Source organism: Paraliomyxa miuraensis, from assembly GCF_026337845.1.
GTDB lineage: Bacteria > Myxococcota_A > Polyangia > Nannocystales > Nannocystaceae > Paraliomyxa > Paraliomyxa miuraensis.
On sequence record NZ_JAOVZF010000163.1, the window covers coordinates 86,020 to 109,976 of the forward strand.

General features: G+C 70.2%; 21 protein-coding genes. 8 read left to right on the forward strand and 13 right to left on the reverse strand.

What is annotated here, in order from left to right; translation table 11 throughout:
- Positions 1-161: 161 nt before the first annotated feature.
- Complete coding sequence (locus OEB96_RS40555; protein WP_266222299.1) at positions 162-1,010, reverse strand: fibro-slime domain-containing protein; 849 nt, start codon at positions 1,008-1,010, stop codon at positions 162-164.
- Positions 1,011-1,248: 238 nt separating this feature from the next.
- On the opposite strand from OEB96_RS40555, the gene OEB96_RS40560 reads away from it, so the two are divergent.
- Entirely contained in the window at positions 1,249-2,085 is an 837-nt protein-coding gene (locus OEB96_RS40560) for a CIA30 family protein (RefSeq protein ID WP_266222300.1), read from the forward strand.
- A gap of 743 nt (positions 2,086-2,828) precedes the next feature.
- Here the strand turns inward: OEB96_RS40560 and OEB96_RS40565 are convergent.
- Both OEB96_RS40565 and OEB96_RS40570 read right to left on the reverse strand, forming a co-directional pair.
- Positions 2,829-3,671 (reverse strand): SDR family oxidoreductase, encoded by an 843-nt coding sequence (locus OEB96_RS40565; protein ID WP_266222301.1) that lies wholly within the window; start codon positions 3,669-3,671, stop codon positions 2,829-2,831.
- 30 nt (positions 3,672-3,701) lie between these two features.
- Positions 3,702-4,454: a hypothetical protein gene (locus OEB96_RS40570; protein WP_266222302.1), complete on the reverse strand. Its 753-nt coding sequence runs from the start codon at positions 4,452-4,454 to the stop codon at positions 3,702-3,704.
- 31 nt (positions 4,455-4,485) lie between these two features.
- Between OEB96_RS40570 and OEB96_RS40575 the strand changes: the two genes are divergently transcribed.
- Positions 4,486-5,283, forward strand: coding sequence for a hypothetical protein (locus OEB96_RS40575; RefSeq protein ID WP_266222303.1), 798 nt, complete (start codon positions 4,486-4,488; stop codon positions 5,281-5,283).
- Here OEB96_RS40575 and OEB96_RS40580 read toward each other — a convergent pair.
- Complete coding sequence (locus tag OEB96_RS40580) at positions 5,277-6,479, reverse strand: cytochrome P450 (protein WP_266222304.1); 1,203 nt, start codon at positions 6,477-6,479, stop codon at positions 5,277-5,279. The two genes, OEB96_RS40575 and OEB96_RS40580, sit on opposite strands and share 7 nt — an antisense overlap.
- Positions 6,480-6,562: 83 nt before the next feature.
- Between OEB96_RS40580 and OEB96_RS40585 the strand changes: the two genes are divergently transcribed.
- Positions 6,563-6,760 carry a ferredoxin gene (locus OEB96_RS40585; protein ID WP_266222305.1) on the forward strand — a complete coding sequence of 66 codons (198 nt, stop codon included), beginning with the start codon at positions 6,563-6,565 and terminating at the stop codon, positions 6,758-6,760.
- Between the two features lie 5 nt (positions 6,761-6,765).
- Complete coding sequence (locus OEB96_RS40590; RefSeq protein ID WP_266222306.1) at positions 6,766-7,902, forward strand: hypothetical protein; 1,137 nt, start codon at positions 6,766-6,768, stop codon at positions 7,900-7,902.
- Positions 7,903-8,068: 166 nt separating this feature from the next.
- Here OEB96_RS40590 and OEB96_RS40595 read toward each other — a convergent pair whose 3' ends face one another.
- The 5 genes from OEB96_RS40595 to hemE form a co-directional block, all read right to left on the reverse strand.
- Positions 8,069-10,687 carry a tetratricopeptide repeat protein gene (locus OEB96_RS40595; protein ID WP_266222307.1) on the reverse strand — a complete coding sequence of 873 codons (2,619 nt, stop codon included), beginning with the start codon at positions 10,685-10,687 and terminating at the stop codon, positions 8,069-8,071.
- Between the two features lie 19 nt (positions 10,688-10,706).
- Positions 10,707-11,351, reverse strand: coding sequence for a hypothetical protein (locus OEB96_RS40600; protein WP_266222308.1), 645 nt, complete (start codon positions 11,349-11,351; stop codon positions 10,707-10,709).
- Between the two features lie 60 nt (positions 11,352-11,411).
- The gene (gene prmC / locus OEB96_RS40605) at positions 11,412-12,434 is read right to left on the reverse strand and encodes a peptide chain release factor N(5)-glutamine methyltransferase (RefSeq protein WP_266222309.1); all 1,023 of its coding nucleotides are present in this window, start codon (positions 12,432-12,434) and stop codon (positions 11,412-11,414) included.
- Positions 12,435-12,562: 128 nt separating this feature from the next.
- Positions 12,563-13,120 (reverse strand): TlpA family protein disulfide reductase, encoded by a 558-nt coding sequence (locus tag OEB96_RS40610; RefSeq protein ID WP_266222310.1) that lies wholly within the window; start codon positions 13,118-13,120, stop codon positions 12,563-12,565.
- Entirely contained in the window at positions 13,117-14,139 is a 1,023-nt protein-coding gene (gene hemE, locus OEB96_RS40615; RefSeq protein ID WP_266222311.1) for a uroporphyrinogen decarboxylase, read from the reverse strand. Before hemE ends, OEB96_RS40610 begins: the two co-directional genes overlap by 4 nt.
- A gap of 83 nt (positions 14,140-14,222) precedes the next feature.
- On the opposite strand from hemE, the gene OEB96_RS40620 reads away from it, so the two are divergent.
- Both OEB96_RS40620 and OEB96_RS40625 read left to right on the forward strand, forming a co-directional pair.
- Positions 14,223-14,981 (forward strand): glycerophosphodiester phosphodiesterase, encoded by a 759-nt coding sequence (locus OEB96_RS40620; RefSeq protein WP_266222312.1) that lies wholly within the window; start codon positions 14,223-14,225, stop codon positions 14,979-14,981.
- 62 nt (positions 14,982-15,043) lie between these two features.
- A complete protein-coding gene (locus tag OEB96_RS40625; RefSeq protein ID WP_266222313.1) occupies positions 15,044-16,030 on the forward strand; it encodes a hypothetical protein in 987 nt (328 codons plus the stop codon).
- 22 nt (positions 16,031-16,052) lie between these two features.
- On the opposite strand, the gene OEB96_RS40630 is transcribed toward OEB96_RS40625, so the two are convergent.
- The 4 genes from OEB96_RS40630 to OEB96_RS40645 form a co-directional block, all read right to left on the reverse strand.
- On the reverse strand, positions 16,053-16,700 hold the full coding sequence (locus tag OEB96_RS40630; protein WP_266222314.1) for a hypothetical protein: 648 nt from the start codon (positions 16,698-16,700) through the stop codon (positions 16,053-16,055).
- A 23-nt stretch (positions 16,701-16,723) separates the two neighbouring features.
- Positions 16,724-18,274, reverse strand: coding sequence for a hypothetical protein (locus OEB96_RS40635; RefSeq protein WP_266222315.1), 1,551 nt, complete (start codon positions 18,272-18,274; stop codon positions 16,724-16,726).
- A 77-nt stretch (positions 18,275-18,351) separates the two neighbouring features.
- A complete protein-coding gene (locus tag OEB96_RS40640; RefSeq protein ID WP_266222316.1) occupies positions 18,352-18,993 on the reverse strand; it encodes a penicillin-binding protein activator LpoB in 642 nt (213 codons plus the stop codon).
- An 89-nt stretch (positions 18,994-19,082) separates the two neighbouring features.
- The gene (locus OEB96_RS40645) at positions 19,083-19,379 is read right to left on the reverse strand and encodes a DUF493 family protein (protein ID WP_266222317.1); all 297 of its coding nucleotides are present in this window, start codon (positions 19,377-19,379) and stop codon (positions 19,083-19,085) included.
- Positions 19,380-19,405: 26 nt separating this feature from the next.
- Here OEB96_RS40645 and OEB96_RS40650 point away from each other — a divergent pair, with 26 nt between their 5' ends.
- Together OEB96_RS40650 and OEB96_RS40655 are read left to right on the forward strand one after the other, a co-directional pair.
- Positions 19,406-20,659 (forward strand): efflux RND transporter periplasmic adaptor subunit, encoded by a 1,254-nt coding sequence (locus OEB96_RS40650; protein ID WP_266222318.1) that lies wholly within the window; start codon positions 19,406-19,408, stop codon positions 20,657-20,659.
- Between the two features lie 5 nt (positions 20,660-20,664).
- Positions 20,665-23,949 carry an efflux RND transporter permease subunit gene (locus tag OEB96_RS40655; protein WP_266222319.1) on the forward strand — a complete coding sequence of 1,095 codons (3,285 nt, stop codon included), beginning with the start codon at positions 20,665-20,667 and terminating at the stop codon, positions 23,947-23,949.
- Positions 23,950-23,957: the final 8 nt, after the last annotated feature.

Here is a 23,957-nt window from a genome sequence, read left to right on the forward strand (position 1 = left end):
CAACCCCTCCAGGGAGGCCACTTCACGCCACCCATGGGGCCCGAATTCACCGCCGCGAGTCGCGATCGCGGCGCTCGCCGGGCACTGCTCCGCGCCGGGCGGGGTGACCTCACCCTCCCGTTCCGCCGTCGTCCGGCCTTCAGCCGGCCGTCACCCCGCCGTCATCCGACGGGGGTGAAGCACTGGATCGAGGTCTCGATGCGGAAGTTCGACAGCGTGGAGTGGCGCTCGGCGAAGAAGAAGTCGAGCGAGTAGTTGTTGCCGATCTCCAGTCCGAACTCGTCGGCGACCGCGTCCATGTCGATGGTGCGGGTGAGCGGCAGGTGCACGCCGCCGAGGTCGATGCCGAGGTGACCGTTGACGTAGGTGAACAGGTCGTCGTCGCCGCGGAAGGTGAACACCTCGCCGCCGCGATACTCGAAGCTCGCGTGGATCTCGACCGTGAAGTGGTAGTTGTGATCGCGCCCCTCGTTGCCGAAGCCCTCGTCGTCGGCGGGGAAGAAGTAGCGATCGTCGAACACGTAGCTGTCGTCGCCCTCGGGCGCGAGCGTGACCTTGATGGGGAGCGCCAGGTTCACGCCATCGACGTCGCGAAACCACTGATCGAACGAAGCCTGGTCGGTGGTGGTGCCCGAGCTCCCGCCGGCATACACCGGCTTGTCGTCGTCGCCGAGCAGCGGCCCGACGATGCCATAGTCCTCGCCCACCTGATCGCGCTCGAAGTCGGGATGGGTCTCGTGGAAGTCGCGCAGCACCCCGATGAGTGCGTTGTTGCACCCGGGCGGTCCGCCGTCGGCCATGCCGCCCTCGGCCATGCCACCGCCCGACACGTCGAGCTTGCCCGCCGACTCGTCGTCGGCCGCATCCTCGTCTCCGGTGACCCCGGTACTGGTCGCCGAGCCCGTACCGCTCATGCCGGGCATGAAGCCGGCACCACCGCCCGGCGAGCATGCGGCAGCGATCACCATGCACGCGAGCACCAAGGGACCACGAATACTCGACGACACCACGGCTGGACCATAGCGCACTCGCGAAGCCCGATGCACGCCAAGTCGAGTCCGAGCTCGCGAATCCTCGACCTGCAATCGCGATCGGCATGGATCGATCCGCGGGAGAGAACGGGCGGAACGAATCATTCCGACCGATCGTCCTCCTCGTCTTTTCGCACCGACGCAGGCGAGCCTGCGCTACGCTGGCGTCGTGCAACGGGGTGGACGAACGTTGGGTTGGCTCGCGGTTTGGCCGTGCATGGCGCTCGCATGCGGGGATGGTGGTCAGGAGAGCACCACGGCCCCGCCTCCCACGTCGTTCAGCACCAGCCTCGGCAGCGATGGCGAAGGCGACGGGACGATGGGCGGCGACACGCTCGACGACGGCGCCAACACCAGCACCAGCTCGACCACGGCCTTCGACACGTTGACCACGGCCGCGACCTCGGGGCCGCCCGATCCCACCAATACCTCGGGCGACACGAACGACACCGGCACCTCCCAGGTCGACATCGCGCCCGACGATCTCATCGATGACCTCGAGGACGGCGACGCGGTGATCTACGAGATCGGCGGGCGCATCGGGGTCTGGTACGCCTATGACGACGGCTCGGCCGGCACCAGCAATCCGGCCGCGGGCGACGGCTTCCTGCCCACGGCCGGCGGACCCAACGGCAGCAACTACTCGGCTCACCTGGTGGGCAGCGGATTCTCCACCTGGGGCGCGGGCATGGGCTTCGACCTCGACAACTCGGGCGGAGCGACCAAGCACCCGTTCGACGCCAGCGGCTACACGGGCATCGCGTTCCAGGCGCGCGGCCAGGGCACGATCCAATTCAAGGCGCAGACCGAGGCCGTGGTGCCCACCAGCGAGGGCGGCACCTGCAACGCGGGCGGGTCGTGCAACGACTCCCACGCGACCCAGGTGGTGCTGACCGCCACGTGGCAGCAGCACGTGATCCCGTTTGCCTCGCTGGCCCAGGCCGGCTGGGGGCAGGGGGCAGCCTGGGATCCCAGCTCGCTGATGGGCTTGCAGTGGGAAGCGCCGAGCGGATCGCCGTTCGAGATCGTGATCGACGACGTGGGGTTCTATTGATTAGTTAGTAGCGATCGCGGTTCGGTGGGGTGGTGAGGGCGTGGTGCGGGCGGTGGGGGTGCCGGTGAGGGCGCCTCCTCGGAGGGTCGAATGTTCCGCCCGTGCTCAGACAGTTGTCACGGGCCCAGTCGCAGCGTACGTCGCTCGCAAGAGCCGGTGCACGACCAGAGCCGCGGGCAGGCCCTCGCAAACTCGCGCGGGCGGAACATTCGACCCTCCGATCGGCGCTCCGTCACCCCCACGGCGTACCCGATGCCACCAGCGATGCTCGGCAACACCGCGATGAGTCGGGCATCGCCTCGCTTGCCACGGGGCTTGGCCGAGCACCTCGCGTGGAAGGGGTGACGGTGCTCGGCAACACCGCGGTCTCTCGGCAGCCGCGGAACTCAGCCGCGATGGGTCGGGCATCGCCTCTCTTGCCAATGGGCTTGGCCGAGCACCTCGCGTGGAAGGGGTGACGGTGCAGCGCTGGGGGTGGCGGGCAGGGTGGTTCGATCGACGAAGGTGCCGATCGTGGAGTCGATGGTTCCGCCCGCGCGAGTTTGCGAGGGCCTGCCCACGGCCCTGGTCGTTCACCGGCCCTTGCGAGCGACGCACGCTGCGACTGGGCCCGTGACAACTGTCTGAGCACGGGCGGAACCATCGACTCCGCGAGGAGGCACCCCCCACCGTCGAGACGAGCGCCTGCACCACGCACTCGATCGAGTGAGGCACCGAGTCCGAGCTCGGCGCGCCGCCCTCGATCAACCGTCGAGGAAGAAGTCGATGAACGGCTCCTGCGTGGGGTCGACGGCATATCCGGTGAAGTCGGTCACGCCCTCGCTACGCAGCACGTCCTCGTCGATGAAGAAGTTGCCCGTACACTCGGTATGGGCTCGCACCAAGACCGCGTGCGCGGCATCAGCCATGATCTCGGGAATCCGCGACTTCTTCATCATGGGCTCACCCCCGATCATGTCGATGGCCGCGGTGGCGATGGCCGTGTGAGGCCACAGCGCGTTGAAGGCCACCTTGCCGCGGAACTCCTCGGCCATGCCCAGCACGCACATGCTCATGCCGTACTTGGCCATGGTGTAGGCCACATGGTTGCGAAACCACTTGGCCTTCATGTTCAGCGGCGGAGCCAGGTTGAGCACGTGCGGGTTCTCGGCCTTCAGCAGGTGGGGCAGGCACATCTGCGAGCACAGGAAGGTCCCGCGCACGTTGACCTGATGCATCAGGTCGTAGCGCTTCATGGGCGTCACCAGGGTGCCGGTGAGGCTGATGGCCGAGGCGTTGTTGATCAGGATGTCGATGCCCCCGAAGGTGTCGACCGCCTTGGCCACCGCGCCCTGCACCTCGTCCTCGTGGCGCACGTCGACCACCAGCGGCAGGGCCTTGCCGCCGGCGGCCTCCATCTCCTCGGCCGCGCTGAAGATGGTGCCCGGGAGCTTGGGGTGGGGCTCGGCCGTCTTGGCCGCGATCACGATGTTCGCCCCGTCGCGAGCGGCTCGTAGGGCGATCGCCTTGCCGATGCCCCGGCTGGCGCCGGTGATGAACAACGTCTTGTTCGCGAGGCTGCTGAGACGGTCGGAGCTGTGGTCCATGGCTCGCTGGACCATAGCCCGGAAAGCCTGCTAAGTCGCCTGTCCATGCGCTGGCTCGTCCGAGGCGACGTCGACGGTTTCTTCGGTCTGGCACTGGACAACCTCGTCCAGTTGCTGCTCATCGATGCGCTGTGTCGCTTCGTGCTGGGCTTCTCCGACGAGCTGCTCTACGGGCGCGTGCTGCCCGGGGTCGCGGTCTCGCTGCTGGTGGGCAATCTCTACTATGCGCACCAGGCCAAGCGCCTGGCCCAGGCCGAAGGCCGCGACGACGTCTGCGCGTTGCCCTACGGGATCAACACGGTCTCGCTGTTCGCCCACGTGTTCCTGGTGATGCTGCCGGCCAAGCTGGCGGCCGCCGCGGCGGGAGCGGAGGACCCCGCGCGCGTGGCGTGGCAGGCGGGCCTGGTGGCCACGCTGGGATCGGGACTCATCGAATTCTCGGGGGCCTGGGTGGCCGACGCGCTGCGCCGCCACACCCCGCGCGCCGCCCTGCTCGCCACGCTCAGCGGGATTGCGCTGGGCTTCATCTCGCTGGGCTTCCTGTTCCGCACCTTCGCCCATCCGGTGGTGGGGCTGACGACGCTCGGGCTGGTGATGCTCACCTACTTCGGGCGCGTGCGCTTTCGGGGAGGCCTGCCCGGCGGGCTGGTCGCGGTGGCGCTGGGCACCCTCATCGCGTGGATGACGGGACTTGCCCCCGTGGGCGAGGCCCCCACCGGCAGCGGCTTCCACGTGCCGGTGCCGGTGATCGGCGACTTGATCGATGCGTTCGGCAGCGGCCACCTCGTCACGTACTTCTCGGTGATCCTCCCCCATGGGCCTGTTCAACCTGGTGGGCTCGCTGCAGAACATCGAGTCGGCCGAGGCGGCGGGCGATCGCTATCAGGCGCGGCCCTCGCTGGCCGTCAATGGCCTCGGCACCCTGGCCGCAGGGGCGTTCGGCTCGTGCTTCCCCACCACGATCTACATCGGGCATCCGGGCTGGAAGGGGCTGGGCGCGCGCGCCGGCTACTCGGTGCTGAACGGGGTGTTCGTGACCATCGTGTGCCTCAGCGGCACGCTGGCCCACATCGCGTGGGCGGTGCCGATCGATGCGGGCATGGCGATCGTGCTGTGGATCGGCATCGTGATCACGGCGCAGGCGTTCGAGGCCACCCCGCGCAGCCATGCACCCGCGGTGGTGATGGGGGTGCTGCCGGGCGTCGCGGCCTGGGGTGCGATCATGGCCAAGAACGGGCTGCGGGCCGCCGGCGTGGGCGGGCCCGACGGGCCGCCGTTCTCCCCGGCGCTCGTCGAGCGCTTCGCCGCCTCGGACACGTGGATCCACGGGGCGTTCGCGCTCGAGCAGGGCTTCATCTTCTCCTCGATGATCCTGGCCGCGACCACGGTGGCGGTGATCGAGCGACGCTTCACCACCGCCGCGCTGTGGTGCAGCGCTGCCGCTGCTATGTGCATCGCGGGCCTCATGCACAGCTATGGCTTCACCGCCGGCGACACCGTGCTCCAGCTCGTACCGGCGTGGCCGTGGGCGGTGGGCTACTCGGTGATGGCGCTGGTGTTCCTCGGCGCCAAGTGGCTGACCGTACCCGACGACTCGGGCGGCGGTCACTGAAGGCGCAGCGGGAGCGACACCATCTGCCGCAGCAGCGGGTGCGGGCGGAACACCGGCTCCCCCGTGAGCTGCATGTCGGGGTATCGCGTGAGCAGGGTCTGCAAGGCCACCCGGGCCTCGGCGCGGGCGAGGTTGGCCCCCAGGCAGAAGTGCGGCCCGCGACCGAACGAGAGGTTGGGCGCCGGCTCGCGATCGATGTCGAAGCGCTCCGCGTCGGGCCACACGTCTTCGTCGTGCATCGCCGCGCCGAGCAGCAGCATCACCATGTCGCCCTTGGCGATCGTCTGGCCGCGGATCTCCACCTCCTCGAGCGCAAACCGGGCCACGCCCAGCCCACCGAAGTTGTCGTGGCGCAGCACCTCCTCGATCACCCCGGGCAGGAGGCCGAGGTCCTCGCGCACGCGCGCGAGCGTCTCGGGATGGCGCAGCAGCTCCAGCACCGCAAACGCCAGCAGGTGCACCGTGGTCTCCGAGCCGGCCGTGACCAGACCTCCCACCAAGCTCACCAGCTCGGCCGAGCTCAGCCGCTCGCCCTCCTCCTCGGCCTGGATGAGACTGCTGAGCATGTCGTCTCCGGGAGACCGGCGGCGCTCCTCGATCACGCGCTCGAGCAACCCGAACCCCGGCACGGTGCTGCGCGCCATCGCCAGGTGCTCGTCGGGGGGCAGCAGCGGGAACGTGACCTGGATGAGCGCGTGACCCCACTCGCGGAACTCGTGCTCGTGCTCGGCCGAGATCCCCAGGATCCGACCGATGACCAGGAACGGCAGGTGCTCGGCGAAGTCGGCCACCAAGTCGAAGGACTGGGGATCGATCTTCGCGAGCAGCTCGTCGACGATCTCCTGCACGAGCAACTCGCGCTTGGCCGCGGCCCGCGGGGTGAAGCTGGGCGACACCAGGCGCCGAACGCGAGCGTGGTCGGTGGAGCCGAGCTGGAACAAGCCGTTCTCTGCTTGATCGATCAGCTCGCGAGGCAGCTGGTCGTTCCCGCGATGGAACCGCCACTTGCGGTTGTCGACCGTGAAGCGCGGATCCTTGAGCGTGGCCTCCACGTCGGCATGGCGCGAGAGCATCCACATGTGCCCTCGATCCCACCAGTGCACGGGCGCTTCGTTGCGCAGTCGGCGAAACAGCGGGTAGGGGTTGGCCAAGAACGCGGGGTCGCTGGTGTCGATGACGATGGGCTCGGTGCTCATGGGATTTCGCTCTCGGAACGGGAACTCTTCTCGGGATGAAATGACGGTGTATGACGCAGGCCAGAACTTGCTAGAGTTCGCTCATGAAGCTCGTGGTCGACCGGGACCTGTGTGAAGCCAATGGCGTCTGCGTACGGCTTGCGCCCGAGGCCTTCGAGCTCGATGACGACGACGTGCTGCACTTGCGCGTGGTGACCCCGACGGACGACGCCCACCGGGCCCGACTCGAGGCCGCCATTCGCGGCTGCCCCAAGGCCGCCCTCTCGTGGGAGGAATCATGAATCCCATGCATCGCGTGAGCCAGGCCGCGCGGGCACCAGAACAACGTTACCACGGCTCGTTGCGCGTTCTCGCGCATCGGCTGGCCGGTGGCTCCATCGGGCTGGCCCTCGCATGTGGCGTTGGCGAGCCCGCTCCATCGCCCGCTCGGGATCCCGTCCTCCCGGCCGCGCCCGAGGCTCCGGCTCCCGTCGACGTCGCGCCGACCGAGCCGAGCCCCCGTTCCGGTGGCCTGACTCGCCTCGCGCGCGAGATGATCGATGAGGCTCGGCGCGAGGCCGCCGATCCCCTGGCGCTGGTCCCCGAGTCGGCCCAGTGGGTCGCACTGGTACGTCCGGCCGAGTTCCTGGCCCACTCGGAGTTCCGCTCGCTGTGGTCCAAGGCCGAGGAGTCCAATGACGATTTCCGCACGGTGCTGGCCGTGATGCGCACGTGCATGGGAGGCGTCGAGGCGATCGAGCACATGGTGCTCGGCTTCGACGACCAGGGCCACATGGCCATGATCGGTCGGGCCAAGGGCCTGGGCACCGAGGCCACGTGGCGTTGCCTTCGCGAGGAGGCCGCCGCGCGCGGCAAGCCGCTCGAGTTCGACCTCACCGGCACGCCCCGTGGTGAGGGCCCCCAGCTCCGAGAGAGCGGCAAGACCAACGGTGAAGAAGGCTACTTGGTGGACGACGACACCGTCGTGATGGTGAGCAAGGAGTGGGTCACCGACGTGCGTGCGCGCCTGCGCAACGAGGGCACGGCCGCGAGCGACGGGCGGCTCCGGCCCACGATCGCGCGGGTCGACGCGAACGCCTCGGCATGGCTGGTGGGGCGGATCGAGGGGCTCCCCGCGACGATGCTCGCCGGCGGTCCGATGGCGAGCATCGTCGACATGAGCCTGAGCCTGCGGGTGCGCGATGGCGACCTCGAGCTACGGCTCGAGGCCGACGCCGGCGAGCCTGCCGATGCGACCCGCGTACGCGACGAGCTGACCAAGCAGTTCGAGCTGTTCAAGGGCGTGCTGCCCACGATGGGATTTCCCGCCTCGGTCCCTACCAAGATCGTGTTCGAGACCGAGGGCGACCTGGTGAGCATGCACTTGTCACTGACCGCCGACGAGTTCCGGGGCCTACGCGAGAGCATCGAACGCACGCTCTGAGAAGAACACCCGGACGGAAGAGGGAGGCCGAAGCCCGACCGCCGGGAAGGGGGCCCCGGGACGGCTTTGCCGGCCCGGGGGAAGGGCTGCGAAGCCCTTCCATCAAGACAAGGACCCTCTAGTCCCCTGGATCCGAAGCTCCTCGCGGAGCTTCGGATCCAGGGGACTAGAGCCGCTTGAGGTTCACCTTGTACTCCGACTCGAGCGGCGTGCCCTTCACCAGCTCGAGCGCGCGCTCGTACTCTTCGCGCGCCTTGTCCTTGAGGCCGTAGCGCAGCAGGGCATGCCCGTTGATCTCGTGGGCGCGGGGGTTGTCGTCGTCGAGCGCGATGGCTTGCTCGGCGCTCTGCCGCGCCGAGGCGGCCTCGCCCGCGCCCAGCTCGGTGCGGGCCCGCAGCGTCCAGGCCTGGCTGTGATAGCCGAGGCGATCGGTCAGCTGGCTCGCGATCGACAGCGCCGTGCGCTCCTTGCCCAGCCGCAGCCACACCCGCATCGCCAGGTCGGCCACGTCGAGCAGCTCGGAGGGGGGGCGTCCCTCGGCCAGCATGCGCACGAAGGCCCGACGAGCACGCGGGGCCGCCAGCCGGCTCTTGCCCGCCCGCGACTCGATCTCGGCCCATGCCCACAGGAGGCGCCCGTCCTTGCTGTCGTCGGTGAGCACCGACAGACCCTTGCGAAGCGCCGCCTCGGCCGCCTTGCGATCGAACTGCTTGGAGAACGTCTGCGCGTACATCACCCGCGCGTCCACGTCCTGCGGATCCTGGGCGAGCACCACAGCGAGCGCCTCCTGGGCCTCGACCAGGCGCTCCTTGTCGTCACTGTCGATGTCGATGCGAGCACGCAGCCGTACCACCTCGTTGGGCGGGGCCCCGCGCTCGACCGCCTTGGCCAGGAGCGGCTCGGGATCGAACTCACCGTCTCGATCCTTGGCGTTGGCCTCGGCCTCGAGTCGCACCAGTCGAGTCACGACTTCCCAGCCCACGCCGGGCTCGTCGACCACGGCCTGCAGCTGCTCGCGCGCGCGCTTGGGGAATCCGATGTCGTCGAGGTAGATCGCCAGCGCCTCGCGATAGCGAGGCAGGTGGCGGTTGGCCTCGGCCGCTTGCTCGTAGAGCGCGAGTGCATCGGTCTCGGCCTTGGGATCCTTGCCGCGCTTGCGATCGGCGATCTGCGCCAACAAGAGCGTGGCCTCGGCCGGGTGGGGCTCGCGCTCGACCGCGCGCCGCAGCGCCTTGCGAGCCTCGGCCCAGTCGGGCTCGTCTTGCAGTGCGTGGGCCTCGCCCAGGCCCGTCCACGCTCGCGGCGCGCGGGCTTCCTCCTGGGCCAGCGCCTCGAGCTTGCGCAGCGCCACCTTCTTGTCCCCGGTGCGCAGCTCCACGCGGGCCCGCGCCACCTCGAGCTCGACGCGCCCAGGCAGCTTGCGCTCGGTGTGATCGATCCAGTCCTTGGCCTCGACGTAGCGCCCCTGGTCGACCAGCGCCAGCGCCTGCAGGTACCCGACCCAGGGATCGTCCTGCGGGAGCTTGGCCAGCCGCCCCAGCGCGTCCATCACGTCGCCTTCGACCAGCACCGCCCACGCGCGATAGATGTCGGCCTCGGCCTCGGGCAAGGCCACCGCCTCGACCCACTTGGCCGTGCGCGAGGCATCGCCCGCCTCGAGCGCCGAGCGGATCGCCAGCCGCCGCGAGAGTCGGTCCCACGACGGCAGCCCGGCCCATGCCTCGTCGAGCAGGGCCAGGCCCTCCTCGACCTCCCCGCTCTGCACGTGCACCACCGCGCGCGCGAGCTGGGCGTGCGCCCGGTCGGGCGGGCTGAGGGTGATGCCCGTGCCCTGCAGGAGCTGATCGGCCACGCTGGCCACCTTGCGCAGCTCGTCGGCCTCGGAGGCGTGCCAGTAGGCGTCGTAGAGCGCCCAGTCGGCCGACAGCGCCACGTGGTAGCGCCCCGGTCCCTTCTGCGCCTCCTCGAGCTCGTGGAGCGCCGCCTCGGCATCGCCGCCCAGGAGCAGCAGCCGCGCCAGCACGCGTCGCAACGCCACCTGCTCGGGAGCCTCGGCCAGCCGGCCCTGCAGCTCGGCCACCGCGGCCTGGCGAGCGTCGGCATCGTCGGGCTGCCGCGCCACCACCAGCATCGCGCCCAGCCAGGCCCGCTCGGCGATCACGAAGGGCCCGACCTCCTGGTCGCCGTCGGCCGCACGATCGTCCTCGAGGCTCTGGGCCGACGCATCGAGCTCGCCATCGGCGAGCTGCAGCAACCCCCGCGCGAGCGCGGCGCCGGGGGGGTTGCCGGCGAGCTCCGCCACCGCCCGACGGGCTGCGTCCTCGCCCTCGCCGAGCTCGCTGAAGCGGTGGGCCAGGGCGAGGGCCCGCGCGACCAGGGTCGGCGTGTGCTCGGCCGAGAGGTCGTCGATGCTCGCCTGCAGGCTCGTGATCGCCTGCTCGAGCTCGGCTGGCGTCCCGATCGCGTAGTGGACGTAGGCCTCCTCGAGATCGGTCGCTCGCTCGTGGCGATCGTGAACGATCTTTGCCGCCACCCCGAGTAGCACGATCGCGGTGGCCAAGGCGGTGACCTGGGCGGCCCGCTTGAGGGTCCGCCGACGCTGTTGCCGGTGGATGTCCTCGATGAGGTCACCGCTTCCGGTCGCCAAGCGCAGACCCGGAAAGCCCGGACGATCGCCCCGTCCGCGGTTCATCTCCGGGAACTGTACGCTGTTTTCCTCGCTGGCGACCACCGGGTCGCACACGGAATCATCGCCGACCGCCCGTCGAGCGCTCCGGCGGATCATCACACGCGACGATGGCGATCTAGCGTACGGCAGCGGCAGCTGGCTGGGGGGCATCCACGACCACGGGCTCGCGTACGGGCGAAACCGGCGCAGCGGCCGGCTGGGGAGGTGTCCCGCCCTGGGCCCGTGCCATCCTTCGCCGACGTCGTGCGGCCTTCTTGGCTTCCTTTTCGTCCACGCCGATCGAGTGCTCCTGACGATAGGCCTGCAGCCCCGGGAGGTACGGGTGCGGATCCTCTCCGGGCTCGGCAAAGATCGTCAGCGGCGTACCGCCCGAGCGACGCTCGTCGACCAGCACGAACTTACCCTCGTGCCACTGCCACACCTGGTCGACCGCGGTGGTCTCAAGGATCAACCGACGCTCGGTGTGCCAGGAAATCTCCGCCCGCGAGGCCGCAATCCCCGTCTGCTTGTCGAGATCCAGCCGCGTCAGCTCGTAGTCCACGATGACCAGCGCGTCGCCGATCTCGTCGTGATGGGCGAGGAACGCCGGCTGAGCCATGGGCGGCAGGTAGTCCGCGGCTCGGTCGTAGTCGTTCCATCGCACCGAGCGGTTGTAGGCCGCGGTCGCGTCGTAGAGCTTCTCCTGCATCCCGTCTCCGGTTGCACAGGCCGGGGCAGCCGCGAGCACGAGCAGAATCGGGATGAGCGCAGGTCGGGCCATGCCCCGACGCTAGGTCGGCTGCGGGGCAGGGCCAAATTCTCGGCGGAAACGGGAAGGCCCCTACCCCGCTCGACGACCGCGAACGATGCGGGGATGGCCCGCGTAGTCCTTGCGCACGGCCACGTCGACGAGCCCTCGGGCGCAGAGCAAGGCCGGCACCGAGTCGCCCTGGTCGTAGCCGATCTCGAGGTAGAGCGCGCCGCCCGGCGCGAGCTGTTCCGGTGCCTCGGCAACCAAGCGACGAATCACGTCGAGCCCATCGGTACCACCATCGAGAGCAAGCATGGGCTCGAAGCGCTGGACCTCGGGGGCCAGCGCGCGCAGCACCGGCGCGCATATATAAGGAAGGTTGGCCACGATCACCGCCCAGCCTCCCTCGGGCCTGGGTATCCCCGAGAGCAGATCGGAGCGGACCATGGGAACGTCGAGGCCGAGCCGCTGCGCGTTGTCGTGGGCGACCGCCAGCGCATCCTCGCTCACGTCGCAGGCCATGACCCGTAGAGTGGAGCGCGCGTGCTTGATCGCGAGGGCGATCGCACCCGAGCCGGTGCCCACGTCGAGCACCGCACGCTCGTCGGGCGGCGGAGGCTCGGGCGCGGGCTCGGGCTCGACCGCGGGCGCGGGCGCGGACTCGAGCGCGGGCTCGTCCTCGTCCTGGTCCTCGACGAGGACCTCGGTCTCCTCGGGCCACGGCGGTCGAGGCCGTGGCCCTGCGAGCTCCTCGAGCACCCAGTCCACCAGCAGCTCGGTCTCGGGTCGAGGGATCAGCACGCGGCGATCCACGTGCAGCTCGAGCCCCAGCGCATGAAAGCCCCGCTTGCCCTCGATGTATGCCACCGGCTCGCGCGCCAGCCGGCGCTTGACCAGCTCGCGGAACACGGCGCGCTCGGACGCTTCGACCAGCTTGTCGTGCTCGAGGTAGAGGCTCATCCGCGAGCACCGAAGTGCAAACGCCAGCAGGTGCTCCGCGTCGACCCGTGGCGACTCGATGCCCACCGCCTCGAAGCGCTCGGTGGTCCACCCGAGCAGCCGCCGCACGGTCCAGGGCGCTTCGGTCTCGGGTGCGGAGGCAGAGGTGGTCATGCGTTGGCCGGGTTCTGCCACAAGTCGATCCTCCGCTCAACGCGCCCGCGCCTGGTCGACCGTCATGCGCGCCTCGAGGCGCTCGATCTCTCGTGCACGCCGCGTGCTCGGCATGGGTCGCGTGCTCGTCAGCCTCCTTTGGCCCAGCGCTCCAGCGTCGCGTCGTCGGGCGGCGCGCCTTCGTGCACGCTGACGATCGTGCCCGCCCCGTCGAGCAGCACCACCGTGGGCAGCACCCGCAGCCGCAACCGAGCCGCGAGCGCCTGCTGCGGATCCCAGCCCAGCACGAACGGCGGCGGATGGTCGATCCAGCTCGCGGGCAGCGTGCTCGCATCGGCGTCGAACGCGACGCACACCACTGCGATGCCGTCCCCGCGACGCTCCACCAGCGCGCGGTACCTCGCCTGCGTGGGCTCCCGCTCGGCCCAGCCGCCATCGGCGAGCTCGAGCAGCACCGGGCGCCCGCGCAGCTCGGCCAGGTCCTGGCGTCCTCCGCCCAGCAGCGGCACGCTCAACTCGAGCGGCTGTCCTTCCTGGCCCGCGAGGGCCGACGGAGCCTCGGTGACGCTGGGGGTCACGGTGCCCTCATTGGTCCCCGCCCCGCCCGAGCCCAGCACGCACGCAGCCAGCCCACCCGTGCCCACGAGCGAGCCCGCGAGCACCACCCGTCTCGTCGTGCTCCTCATGCCGCGTGTACCGCCGCCACCAGCCGTGCCACTGCGTCGGGATCGGTGAAGCGCGAGATCCCGTGCCCCAGATTGAACACGTGCGCCCGCGCCCGCCGCCCCGCCTCCACGATGGCCCGGGCTCGCCGCTCCAGCTCCTGCGGCGTTGCGAACAAGGCCATGGGATCGAGGTTGCCCTGCACCACCTGATCGGTGCCCACCACCTCGATGGCCCGCGACAGCTCGATGCTCCAGTCGATCCCCATGACGTCGGCACCGAGCGTCTTGGCCTGCTCGAGCAGGCTGGCATTGCCGCGCACGAACACGATCACCGGGACCCCGTGGCCCTTGGCCTCCGCGACCAGGCGCGCCAGATGGGGCAGCACGTGAGCCCGATAGTCCTCGGGTGCCAGCGCAGAGCCCCAGCTCTCGAAGATCTGCAGCGCATCGACCCCGGCGCGCACCTGGCCGGCGAGGTAGTCCACCAGCACCGTGGTGATCGACTCGAGCAGGCGGCCGAACAACGCGGGCTCGGTGAACGCCATCGACTTGGTGTGGAAGAACTCCTTGCTGCCTCCGCCCTCCACCAGGTAGCTGGCCGTGGTGAACGGCGCGCCGCAGAACCCGATGAGCGGGACGCGGTCGGCGAGCTCCTTCTTGCACGCGGAGACCGCGTCGTAGACGTAGCCGAGGTGATCGTCGGCCTTGCCGAAGCGAAGCCGCGCCACGTCGGCGGCGGTACGCACGGGCTGGGCCACCACGGGCGCCGGCGTGAACTCGACCTCGGCCCCCATGGCATCGAACACGGTGAGGATGTCGCTGAAGAGGATCGCGGCATCCAGACCAAAGCGATCGATGGGCTGGCGCGTGACCTCGGCGCACAGATCGGGCCGACGGCACAGCTCCTCGAACGAGACCTTCGAGCGTACCTCGCGGTACTCGGGCAGGTAGCGGCCCGCCTGACGCATCACCCAGATCGGGGTGTGGGCGGGCCGAGTGCCCCGACAGGCGTCGAGGAAGGTGGTGTTCGCCAGCGACATCGGGCGAATGATAGCTCGCCCGCCGCGCAGCGCGGAGCCCGGGCTCGACAGCACCCCCCGCGGCGGTCCACCCTGGCCGAGGCATGACCCTCGCCTCGCTGGAGCTGCCGGGCCCGCGCCCGTGGGTCATGGCCCATCGCGGCGCGAGCGACCTCGCCCCCGAGAACACGCTGGGTGCGTTCGCGCTGGCGCTGGAGCACGGGGCCGATCTCCTCGAGACCGACCTGTGGCTCAGCGGCGATGGCGAGCTGGTCTGTCATCACGATCCGACCCTGCGGCGAATGACCGGAGACCCGCGCCGGGTGGGCCAGCTGACCGCGACGCAGCTGCGGCGGCTCCACGTGCGCGACGAGACCCGCGAGAGCCATGAGGGCGTGCCTCGATTGCTCGAGCTGCTCGAGCTGACGCCCCTCGAGGTGCCGGTGATGCTCGAGATCAAGGATCCCGCCATCGTGGAGCCAGGTCCGCTGGACCGGCTGCGGCGGATCCTGGCCCCCCGCATCCGGGAGCGGCGGGTCGGAGTGCTGTGCGCCTCGCTGCAATGGCTGCGTCGCATCGGGGCGCTCGCACCCGGCCTGGTGCTCGGCCACATCGCCATGCACGATCCGCTGGGCGCCCGCAACGTCGACTTGCTGGGCCCATGGTGGCCGCTCTTGTCGCTCAATCCCCGGTACGTGGAACACGCGCATCGCCGCGGGCAGCGAGTGTGTCCGCTCGACCCGCGCCTCCATCGCGGCGATCACCTGCGCCGCTGGCTTGCGCTCGACGTGGATGCGGTCCTCACCAACGATCCTCGCCGCACGCGGGCTGCGATCGAAGCGTTGGGCGGCCATCGGCCCTAGGCCCCCTCGACCCATCATGAGTGGGCTCCGCCCGATGCGCCAGACTGGTATACTCGCGCGTCATGGGGCTCACGGAGCCTGCCATCGATGGCGTTCGGGCAACCAGCCGCAGACATCCGCGGTGGTGGAGCCTGCTCGTGGGCACGCTCGTGGGCGCCATCGCAGGCGCTGCCTGCACGTTCCCCCTCGACGCTCACATCGCGTGCGGTGATGGCACGGTGAGCATCGAGCACGGGGAGGAGTGCGACCCCCTGGTCCCGGGCAGCTTCGAGGACGCCTGCCTGGGCACGACCCGCCCCGAGGGCAAGGCCGACTGCGACCCCTTCACCTGCACCATCGTCAACACCGTGGAGCAATGCGCGGTGTGTGGCGATGGCATCGCCGACGAGGACGAGGAGTGCGACGGGGACGATCTCGACGGTCAGGTCTGCCCGGGCGGGGTGGGCAGCCTGGGCTGCACCGACACGTGCGAGCTCGACCGCACCTACTGCAAGCGCTGCGGCAACGGGATGCTCGACCCCGAGGAGGAGTGCGACCCCAACCTGGTCGACGACCCCACCGAACTGGCCTCGAGGCCCAAGTGTGCCGACCTGCCGTCGCCCTACGGCGACACGCGGCCCTACACCTCGGGCTCGGCCGGCTCGTGCCGCGAGGACTGCCGCTGGGATCGCACCGGCTGCGGCTACTGCGGCAACGGCCAGGTCGAGGGCGGTGACGTGCTGGTCGACTTCGACGGCAGCACCGCCGTCCCCGAGTGGTGCGACGGCGACGCCTTCGACAGCTCCATCCTCGATCTCGAGCTGGCCAGCTCCACGTGCGTCTCGGCGAGCGACGACCTTCGCCCCACCACCGTGACCTGTGAGGGCTGCTTCTCGATCTCCTACGAGGAGAGCCAGGACGAGCCGTGCTGCGTGAAGAAGGGCGGGGCCTGCCCCGACGACGACGTGCCGCTGCGCTGCTGCATCCAGCTCGATGACCCCGAGAACCGCGACGACCCCTGCCAGCCCGTGTTCGACAGCTTCGGCAACGTGGTCGAGCTGTGCCGGTAGGCCGGCCCTTCGCCGGCCTCGGTCAGAACCAGGTGAAGCGCACCCCGACGAGCAGCGCCTGGCGAGGGAACGTATCGCCCGGCACGAAGCGTGCGTCGTAGGTGAAGCCGGCGCTCATGGCTGCGGTCGCGTTGAGGAAGAACTCGTAGCCCAGGCCCGCCGCGCCGCCCAGACCCACCGTCATGCCCTCGACCTCGTCGAACGAGCGGGTGGGATCGCGCTTGGGCACCCCCGCGGCGCCCAGCCCACCACGCAGGTAGAAGCCGCGCCACACGTAGCCGGTGAACTCGATGTCGCCGCCGAACGCCACGCCCACGCTGCGCTGGAGATAGGGCGTGACGTGCAGGTCGGCGCCCAGCGTGAGGCGCTGGGTGACGCCGCCCCCGATCGCGAAGTCGAGGCGCGTGGCCGGGATGAAGTCGTCGTAGTAGAAGAACGTGCCACCAAAGCCCAGCCCGCCGCCCACGTAGAGGCCCCGGCGATCGCGAGCGCCCTCGATCTCCATGCCGCGACGCCCTTGCACCGCGGCCTCGGCCGACGCGGGCGAGCCCAGCCACACGCCGCCCGCGATCAGGGTGGCTCCCAGCGCGGTCAGACCCCACCGACGGCGAGCACCCGAGCGCCCACGGTGGAGACGACGACCAGCGGCGGAACGAGCGAGGGACGGCATGGGATCCAGCATGGCACGAACACCTAGCGAAGGGTGGTGACGTCGACCACGGCGAAGCCCCCTTCTTGGACCTCGACCTGGGCGGTGTGGCGCTCCTTGCCACCGGGCCCGAACACCGTCACCTCGACGGTATGGGCCCCTGCGGGCACGACGGCCCGCCCGATGTGCACCCGCTCGGGCAATGTGGACCAGCTGCGCGTGTCGGGCTTGTCGAGGGCCACCATGGTGCCCTCGATGGCGGCCGCGGCCAGAAAGCCCACCAGCCCGCCGGCGCCGGAGTCCTTGGCGGCGGCGTTGCCCCCCGCCCGCGCGCCCTCGGCCGCCGCCGCGCGCACGATCATGCGCGAGAGCGCCGCACCGATGATCTTGGGCTTGATGTCCTCGTACTCGGCCACGATCTCGGCGCCGAGGTCGGAGGCCTGGTCCATCGGCACCAGCTTGCCGTCGATCCGCATCTCGGCGTCCACGAACAGATTGTGCGGCTTGACCAGCTCTGGGTACACGACGACCTTGAACATCCCGTACTCGAGCAAGGTGGTGTCGCCGGTGACATAGGCCCCGGCCAGGCCGATCGCGGCGCCAATGGGGATCCGCTCGGGGATCTTGAAGGGCACGCGACCGGTCTTGGCGATCACCAGGATCTCGGTGGGCGGGCCGCCCTTGGGTGCCACCCATGCGGTGGGGCGCGGCAGCGGGCTGCCGAGCGCATCGACGCTGGGCCGCTGCATGGGCGGGGCGGCCTCGCTCGGTGGCGCGGTCCCGCTCGATGGCGCGGGCTGGCTCGCCGGTGGTCCGTCCCCGGGTGGGGCGGCCTCGCTCGGCTCGGGCTTGGTCACCGGCGGCGCGGGCACGGGTGGGGTGCCTTCGGGCAGGTAGTCCAAGAGCCGCTCGCCCCGGTAGCTCCCGCGTGCGGCGAGCCGCGCGATCGGCTCGGTCAAGCTGCCGAAGTCGCGCTCCTGCAGCGCCTCGTCGTAGTAGCGCAGCGCCTCGTCGGCGTTGCCGAGGCGCTCGTTGACGAACCCGGCGAGGTACGACCCGAACGCGCCATGCTCGTGCTCGGGATCGTAGTCGCGCAGGTACGTGCGCATCACGGTGAAGCGCTTGGCCTCGACCTTGGCCCCCGACAGGTCGCCGCGCACCAGGTAGTTGACGAGGTTCATGGCGTTCAGCGCCAGCTTCTCGGTGGGCGACGTCTTGTACTTGGTGGCGCTGTCACTATAGACGTACTTGCCGAGCTTGCCCGCACCGTCGCGGGCGATGTCGAGGAATTCGAGCTCCTTCTCGGCCGCCGTGAAGCTCTTGGCGCTCGACTCGTACTCGCGCATGGCCTGCAGCACCATCGCGCGCTCGAGCACCACCAGCGCGAAGTTCTTCTTCCACTCGGCGGGCAGCTCGTCGTGGTCGCGCACCTTGAGGATCTTGTCGAACTGCTTGACGCTGCCCGGGTAGTCCCCTCGCAGCAGGGCCGCGCGGGCCTCCTCGGTCTTGTCCGAGTAGGTCGCGCAGGCCAGGGGAGCCATCCCCAGGACCAACGCGCCCGCCAACGTCAGTCGACGGGTCGCGGTTCGAAGCACCCCTCGCACCATGGGCCGGTCCGTTCCCCTCGTGTGCCTTCCGTTCTGGTGGGCCGTGGCTCGCGGGTGGCCGCGCTTCAGCGCACGATGCCCTTGGTGCGCTCGGACTTGGTCTGGAACTTCACGATGCTGGTCTCGACCTCGATGACCTGGAGGAACAGGGTGTACTGGACCCGCCGCTCCTTGTTGATGCGCTCGTCGACCGCCTGCAGCTTGCCCGTGAGGAAGTACTGGGCGCCGATCTGACGGCCGAGCTCGGCCGCCATCGTCGGGTTGAAGTCCGCGCCCTGCTGCATGCCGACCTCGGCCATCATCTCGGCCTGGCGCTCGCGGCTGACCACGCTGACCACCCCGCTGTTGATGAGCTCGGTCTCCATGTCGGAGAGCAAGGTCAGCATCTGGTCGTCGAGGTGCTCGGTGGTGTCGTTCTTGATCGGCCAGATCGCGACCACCGGCGGTGCGGCCGCGGCTCGCCACTGACCCCACAGCGGCGAGCCCACCAGGTCCGCCATGTTCTTGCTCATGAGGTCTTGAAGGTCCTTGCGATCGAGCCCGGTGCTCATCGCTCCTTCGTCGAAGTCGGGGTTCTCCGTGCCCTCCCCACCACGGATCGCCTTGGGCTTGCAGCCCGTCGAGCCCAGCCCCACGGAGCAAAGGGTGATGGCGACCAGCGCGTTCGAGAGGAAGCGATGCGGTTGGAACATGAGGGGCCTCAGCATGGCGGACGAGTGAGCTTGGGGGTTGGTGTGCGTGGAGCATGCGCCCCACGCTCCGCGAATAGAAGGGTTGGTCTGACCCGTGAAAGAACTCACAAGATCAGCTTCAGGTCGGGAACCCGATGGATCCGATCGTAGACCTCGATGACCTCATCGACGGTGAAGGCATTCACGGTCACCGTCACGCAGACCTTGCCACCGCGACTGCTCGTGCGGTGGGCCACACTGGCGCGGGTCTCGCCGACCACGAGCACGGCAGCAGCGGCAATGCCCGCTCGAAACTCGTCGGAGGCGGGACCAAAGGCCTTGATCACGTAGGGCCCAGGGAAGCGGTGGTTGGCCAGTAGCAGCTCCCGGGCGGGAGCCACGGCACGCGTCTGCCCAGGCATGGCTGGAGCATGGCATAAAACCCCCGATGCATCGCCCGTCCCTCGCGCGCGGCCACCTGGCGCTGGCCCTGCTGGCCGTGGTGAGCCTGGGCAGTCCCGCCTGCGACGGCATGCCGGGTGGGGGCGGCCACGGCAAGGGCGAGGGCAAGCGCGGAGGCGGTCGTGGTCACGGCGGACCGGGGGCCGAAGGGGACGACGAGGCCATGCAGGTCGAGGTCGTACGACTTCGACCGGGGCCCATCGAGCGCTGGTATCGAAGCTCGGGGACCCTCGAGGCGATCCGCTCGGCGGAGCTGGTCGCCGTGCAGCCCGCCATCATCGAGAAGGTGCTGGTCGACGAGGGCGATCAGGTCGACGCAGACCAGCTGCTCGCGCGGCTCGATGGTCGCGCGCTCTCGCTCCAGGCCAGCGCCGCCACCGTCGAGCTGCAGAACCTCGAGGCGGAGCTGCGTCGGCTCGAGTCGGTCCGCAGTGATGCGATCTCCCAGGAGGAGATCGACAAGCAGCGCTACCTGGTCGAGCAGGCCCGCGCCAACCTCAAGCTCTCCAAGCACCAAGCCAAGCAAACGGTGATCCGCGCGCCGTTCTCGGGCACGATCGTGACGCGCTACGTCGACGAGGGCAACCTCGCATCGACGGCCACCCCGCTGTTCCACCTTGCCGATCTGACCGCGCTCGAGCTCCCGCTGCACGTGCCCGAGAAAGACGCGGCCACGGTGTCGGTGGGCACCGAGGTGGAGATCGAGCTGGTCGATGGCACCACGTTCACGGCCAAGATCGAGCGCCGCGCTCCCGTGGTCGATCCGCTGACGGGCACGGTCAAGCTCACCATGCGCACCGGCCCCGAGAAGCCAGCCGGGGCGGTTCCCGGGGCGTTCGCACGCGCCAAGGTGCTGCTCGACGCGCGCCCCGACGCGCCCGGGCTGCCGCGCCAGGCCGTGTTCCAGGTCGAGGGCAAGCCGCACGTGTTCGTGGTGGTGGAGGCCTCGGGCAGCGAGAAGCCGGGGCCCACCAAGCGCTGGAAGGCCGAGCGTCGCGAGGTCCAGCTCGGACTCGAGGGCACCGATCGCGTGGAGATCCTCGCGGGATTGCGGCCCGAGGAGCTCGTGGTGGCCGAGGGCAACGCCGGGATCACCGAGGGCATGCCGCTGACCCCAGTGGATCCAAAGGGAGAGTCCGAGAGCGACGCCCCTGCCCAGGCGGAGATTGCCGCGGCCGAGGCCACCGAGACCAAGGGCCAGGCCAAGGATCGGACCAAGGCCGACGCAGCGGGGAGCTGACGCGAGTGCGGGGCTTCATCGCCGCCACGGTGGTCCATCCCGTCACCACCACCATGATCACGGTGGCGGTGCTGGTGTTCGGTCTGGTGGCCGCAACGCGCCTTCCGGTCGAGCTGCTGCCCGACCTGAGCTATCCCACCATCACCATCCAGACCAATGACGCCGATGCGGCGCCGGCCGAGATCGAGGAGCTGATCACGCGGCCGATCGAGGAGCGCGTGGGCGCGGTGCCGGGGGTCATCCGGGTGGAGTCGTCCTCGCGCGAGGGGCTCTCGGAGGTGATCCTCGACTTCGAATGGGGGACCGCGGTCGACCACGCGATGGCCGACGTGCGTGAGAAGCTCGACCGCGTACAGCTGCCCCAGACGGCCGAGCGCCCGGTGGTGCTGCGCTACGACCCCTCGGCCGAGCCGGTCATGCGACTGGCCCTGCGGGGCCCCGCGGGGGCGGGGGCGCTGTCGGACCGAGACCTGGCGACGCTGCGGCAGCAGGCCGATCGCATCGTCAAGCGGCAGCTCGAGAAGCTGCCCGGGGTGGCCGCGGTGCAGCTGCACGGCGGTGAAGAAGAAGAGGTGCTCGTCGAGCTCGACCCGGCGCGCATCGCCGCGCTGGGACTCACCACCGAGGAGGTCGCCGAGGCGATCCGGCGCAGCAACGTCAACCAGCCCGGCGGTGCGATCTCCGAGGGCCACCGCCGGTGGCTCATCCGCACGCTGCACGAGTCGCGCACGCCCGAGCAGCTCGCCCAGACGATCATCCGCAGTGCGGCCGGAGCGGAGCTGCGCCTGCACCAGGTCGCCAGCGTGCATCGGGTTCCCACCGAGCGCGAGGAGCTGGCGCTGGTCGACGATCACGAGGCGGTGGAGCTGGCCGTGTACCGCGAGGGCGACGCCAACATCGTGGCGGTGGCCCAGGCCCTGCGCGAGGCCCTCCCTCGCCTGCCGCTGCCCGCCGGGCACGAGGTGGTGGTGCTGAGCAACCGGGCCGAGTTCATCGAGGCCGCGGTGCGCGAGGTGCAGGGCAACACGCTGGTGGGCGGGGCGCTGGCGGTGCTGGTGCTGCTGTTCTTCTTGCGCGAGCTGAGGGCCACGGTGGTGATCGCGGTGGCGATCCCGATCTCGCTGCTGGCCACGTTCATCCCGCTGTCGGCCCTCGACGTGTCGCTCAACGTGATGAGCCTGGGCGGCCTGGCGCTCGGCGTGGGGATGTTGGTCGACAACAGCATCGTGGTGCTCGAGTCGATCGCCCGCGTGCGCGAGCGCGGGCTCGAAGAGCACGCGCGCACGGGGAGCCCCGTGCCTCCGCGCCGCGTCGCCGCGATCGAGGGCACGGCCGAGGTCGCCTCGTCGGTGGTGGCCTCCACGCTCACCACGGTGGCCGTGTTCTTCCCCATGTCGTTCGTGGAGGGCGTCGCGGGCCAGCTCGTGCGCGACCTGAGCTACGCGGTCAGCTTCAGCATGCTGTCGTCGATGGCGATCAGCCTCACGCTGGTCCCCGTGCTCCAGGCGATCGGCGACCGCGCGGACGAAGACGCCGAGTCCGGGCGCCCCCGCTCGTGGCTGGCGTGGCTGCTCGGCGGAGCGCTGGCCCTCGTCGCATGGCCGCTGGCCCTGCTGCTGCGCGTAGCGGGCTCGTTGCTCGGGCTCCTGTCGCGGCCGCTGACCTTCGCCTACGACCAGCTCGAGCGCACCTACGGGCCGATCCTGCGGGTGGCGCTGCGGGTGCGCTGGCTGGTGATCGCCGGCGCGGTGGTGGCCTGCGTGGCGAGCATTCGGCTACTCGAGGATCGAGGCCGCACGCTCTTGCCCGAGGTGGCGCAGGGCGAGCTGTTCGTGCAGGTGCGCCTGCCCCAGGGGACGTCGCTGCCGCGCACCACCGCGACCATGCAGGTGCTCAGCCGCGCGCTGGCCGACGATCCCGACGTGGAGCTGCGCTTTGCCCGGATCGGCAGCATCACCCAGGCCGGCAGCGCCGCAGGCAGCCTCGTGGCCCCGCACCTGGGGCAGCTCGACATCCACCTGCCACCGGAGGCGATCGTTCGCCAGGACGAGATCGAGGCGCGCATCATGGACGTGCTGCGCGCCGCGTGCCCCGAGCCAGAGGCCTCCGATGCCGCAGGCACCAGCCGAGCCCGACCGGAACCGGCGACCGTGCTGCAATTGGGCCGGCCGTCGCTGTTCTCGTTTGCGCCGCCGATCGAGCTGCAGGTGTTCGGCGAGGATCCCGAGCGGGTCACCGCCCACGTGCAGCGGCTGCTGCCTGCGCTGGCCGAGGTCGAGGGCCTGCGCGATCTGCTGCCCGACGACCTCGAGGGGCGCCCCGAGGTGCGGGTGCGCTTCGACCACGAGCGCCTAGGCCGGCTGGGCCTCTCGGTCGACACGGCGGCGACGGCCGTGCAGCGGGCGATCCAGGGCGAGGTGGTCAGCACGCTCTACGCCCCCGACGAGCAGCTCGACATCCGTGTGCGCCTTCCCGAGGTCGATCGCCGCAGCGTCGAGGACGTCGCCCGGGTGCAGGTCACCGTCAACCCGGCCGCGGGCGGATCGGCCGGCGTGCCCGTGCGACTCGACGCGGTGGCGGTGGTCGAGGCCGGACGAGGTCCCGCCGAGATCCGACGCATCGACGGACGACGCGGCCTACGCATCCAGGCCCGCAGCGAGGGCGTCGACCTCGGAGGCCTCGCCGACCGCGTCCAGCTGGTGATCGACGAGCACGCGAGCGAGGACCCCGAGGTCGAGGCCATGCTCTCGGGCCAGGCCAACGAGATGGAGCTGTCGCTGCGCAGCCTGATGCTCACCACGGCGCTCTCGGTGTTCCTGGTCTACGTGGTGATGGCCTCGAGCTTCGAGAGCCTGCTGCATCCGTTCCTCATCATGTTCACGGTTCCCCTGGCGCTGGCGGGGGTGTCGCTGGCCGCGTGGATCACCGATCTTCCGCTCTCGGCCATGGTGGGCATCGGGGTGATCGTGCTGGGGGGCATCGTGGTCAACAACGCGATCGTGCTGATCAACGCGGTCAACGATCGCCGCGGTGAGGGCATGGACGTGGATGCCGCGCTGGTCGACGCGGGACGGGTGCGCATTCGTCCGATCGTGATGACCACGCTGACCACGGTGCTGGGGCTGTTGCCCATGGCGCTCGGTGTGGGCGAGGGAGCGGCGCTGCGCCAGCCGCTGGCCGTGGCCGTGATCGGCGGGCTCTCGTTCGCGACGATCCTGACCCTCCTGGTGATGCCGTGCGCCTATCGAATCGTGCCGGGGCGCGTGCGAGAGGCGTGGAAGCGCCCCTGATGCCGGCC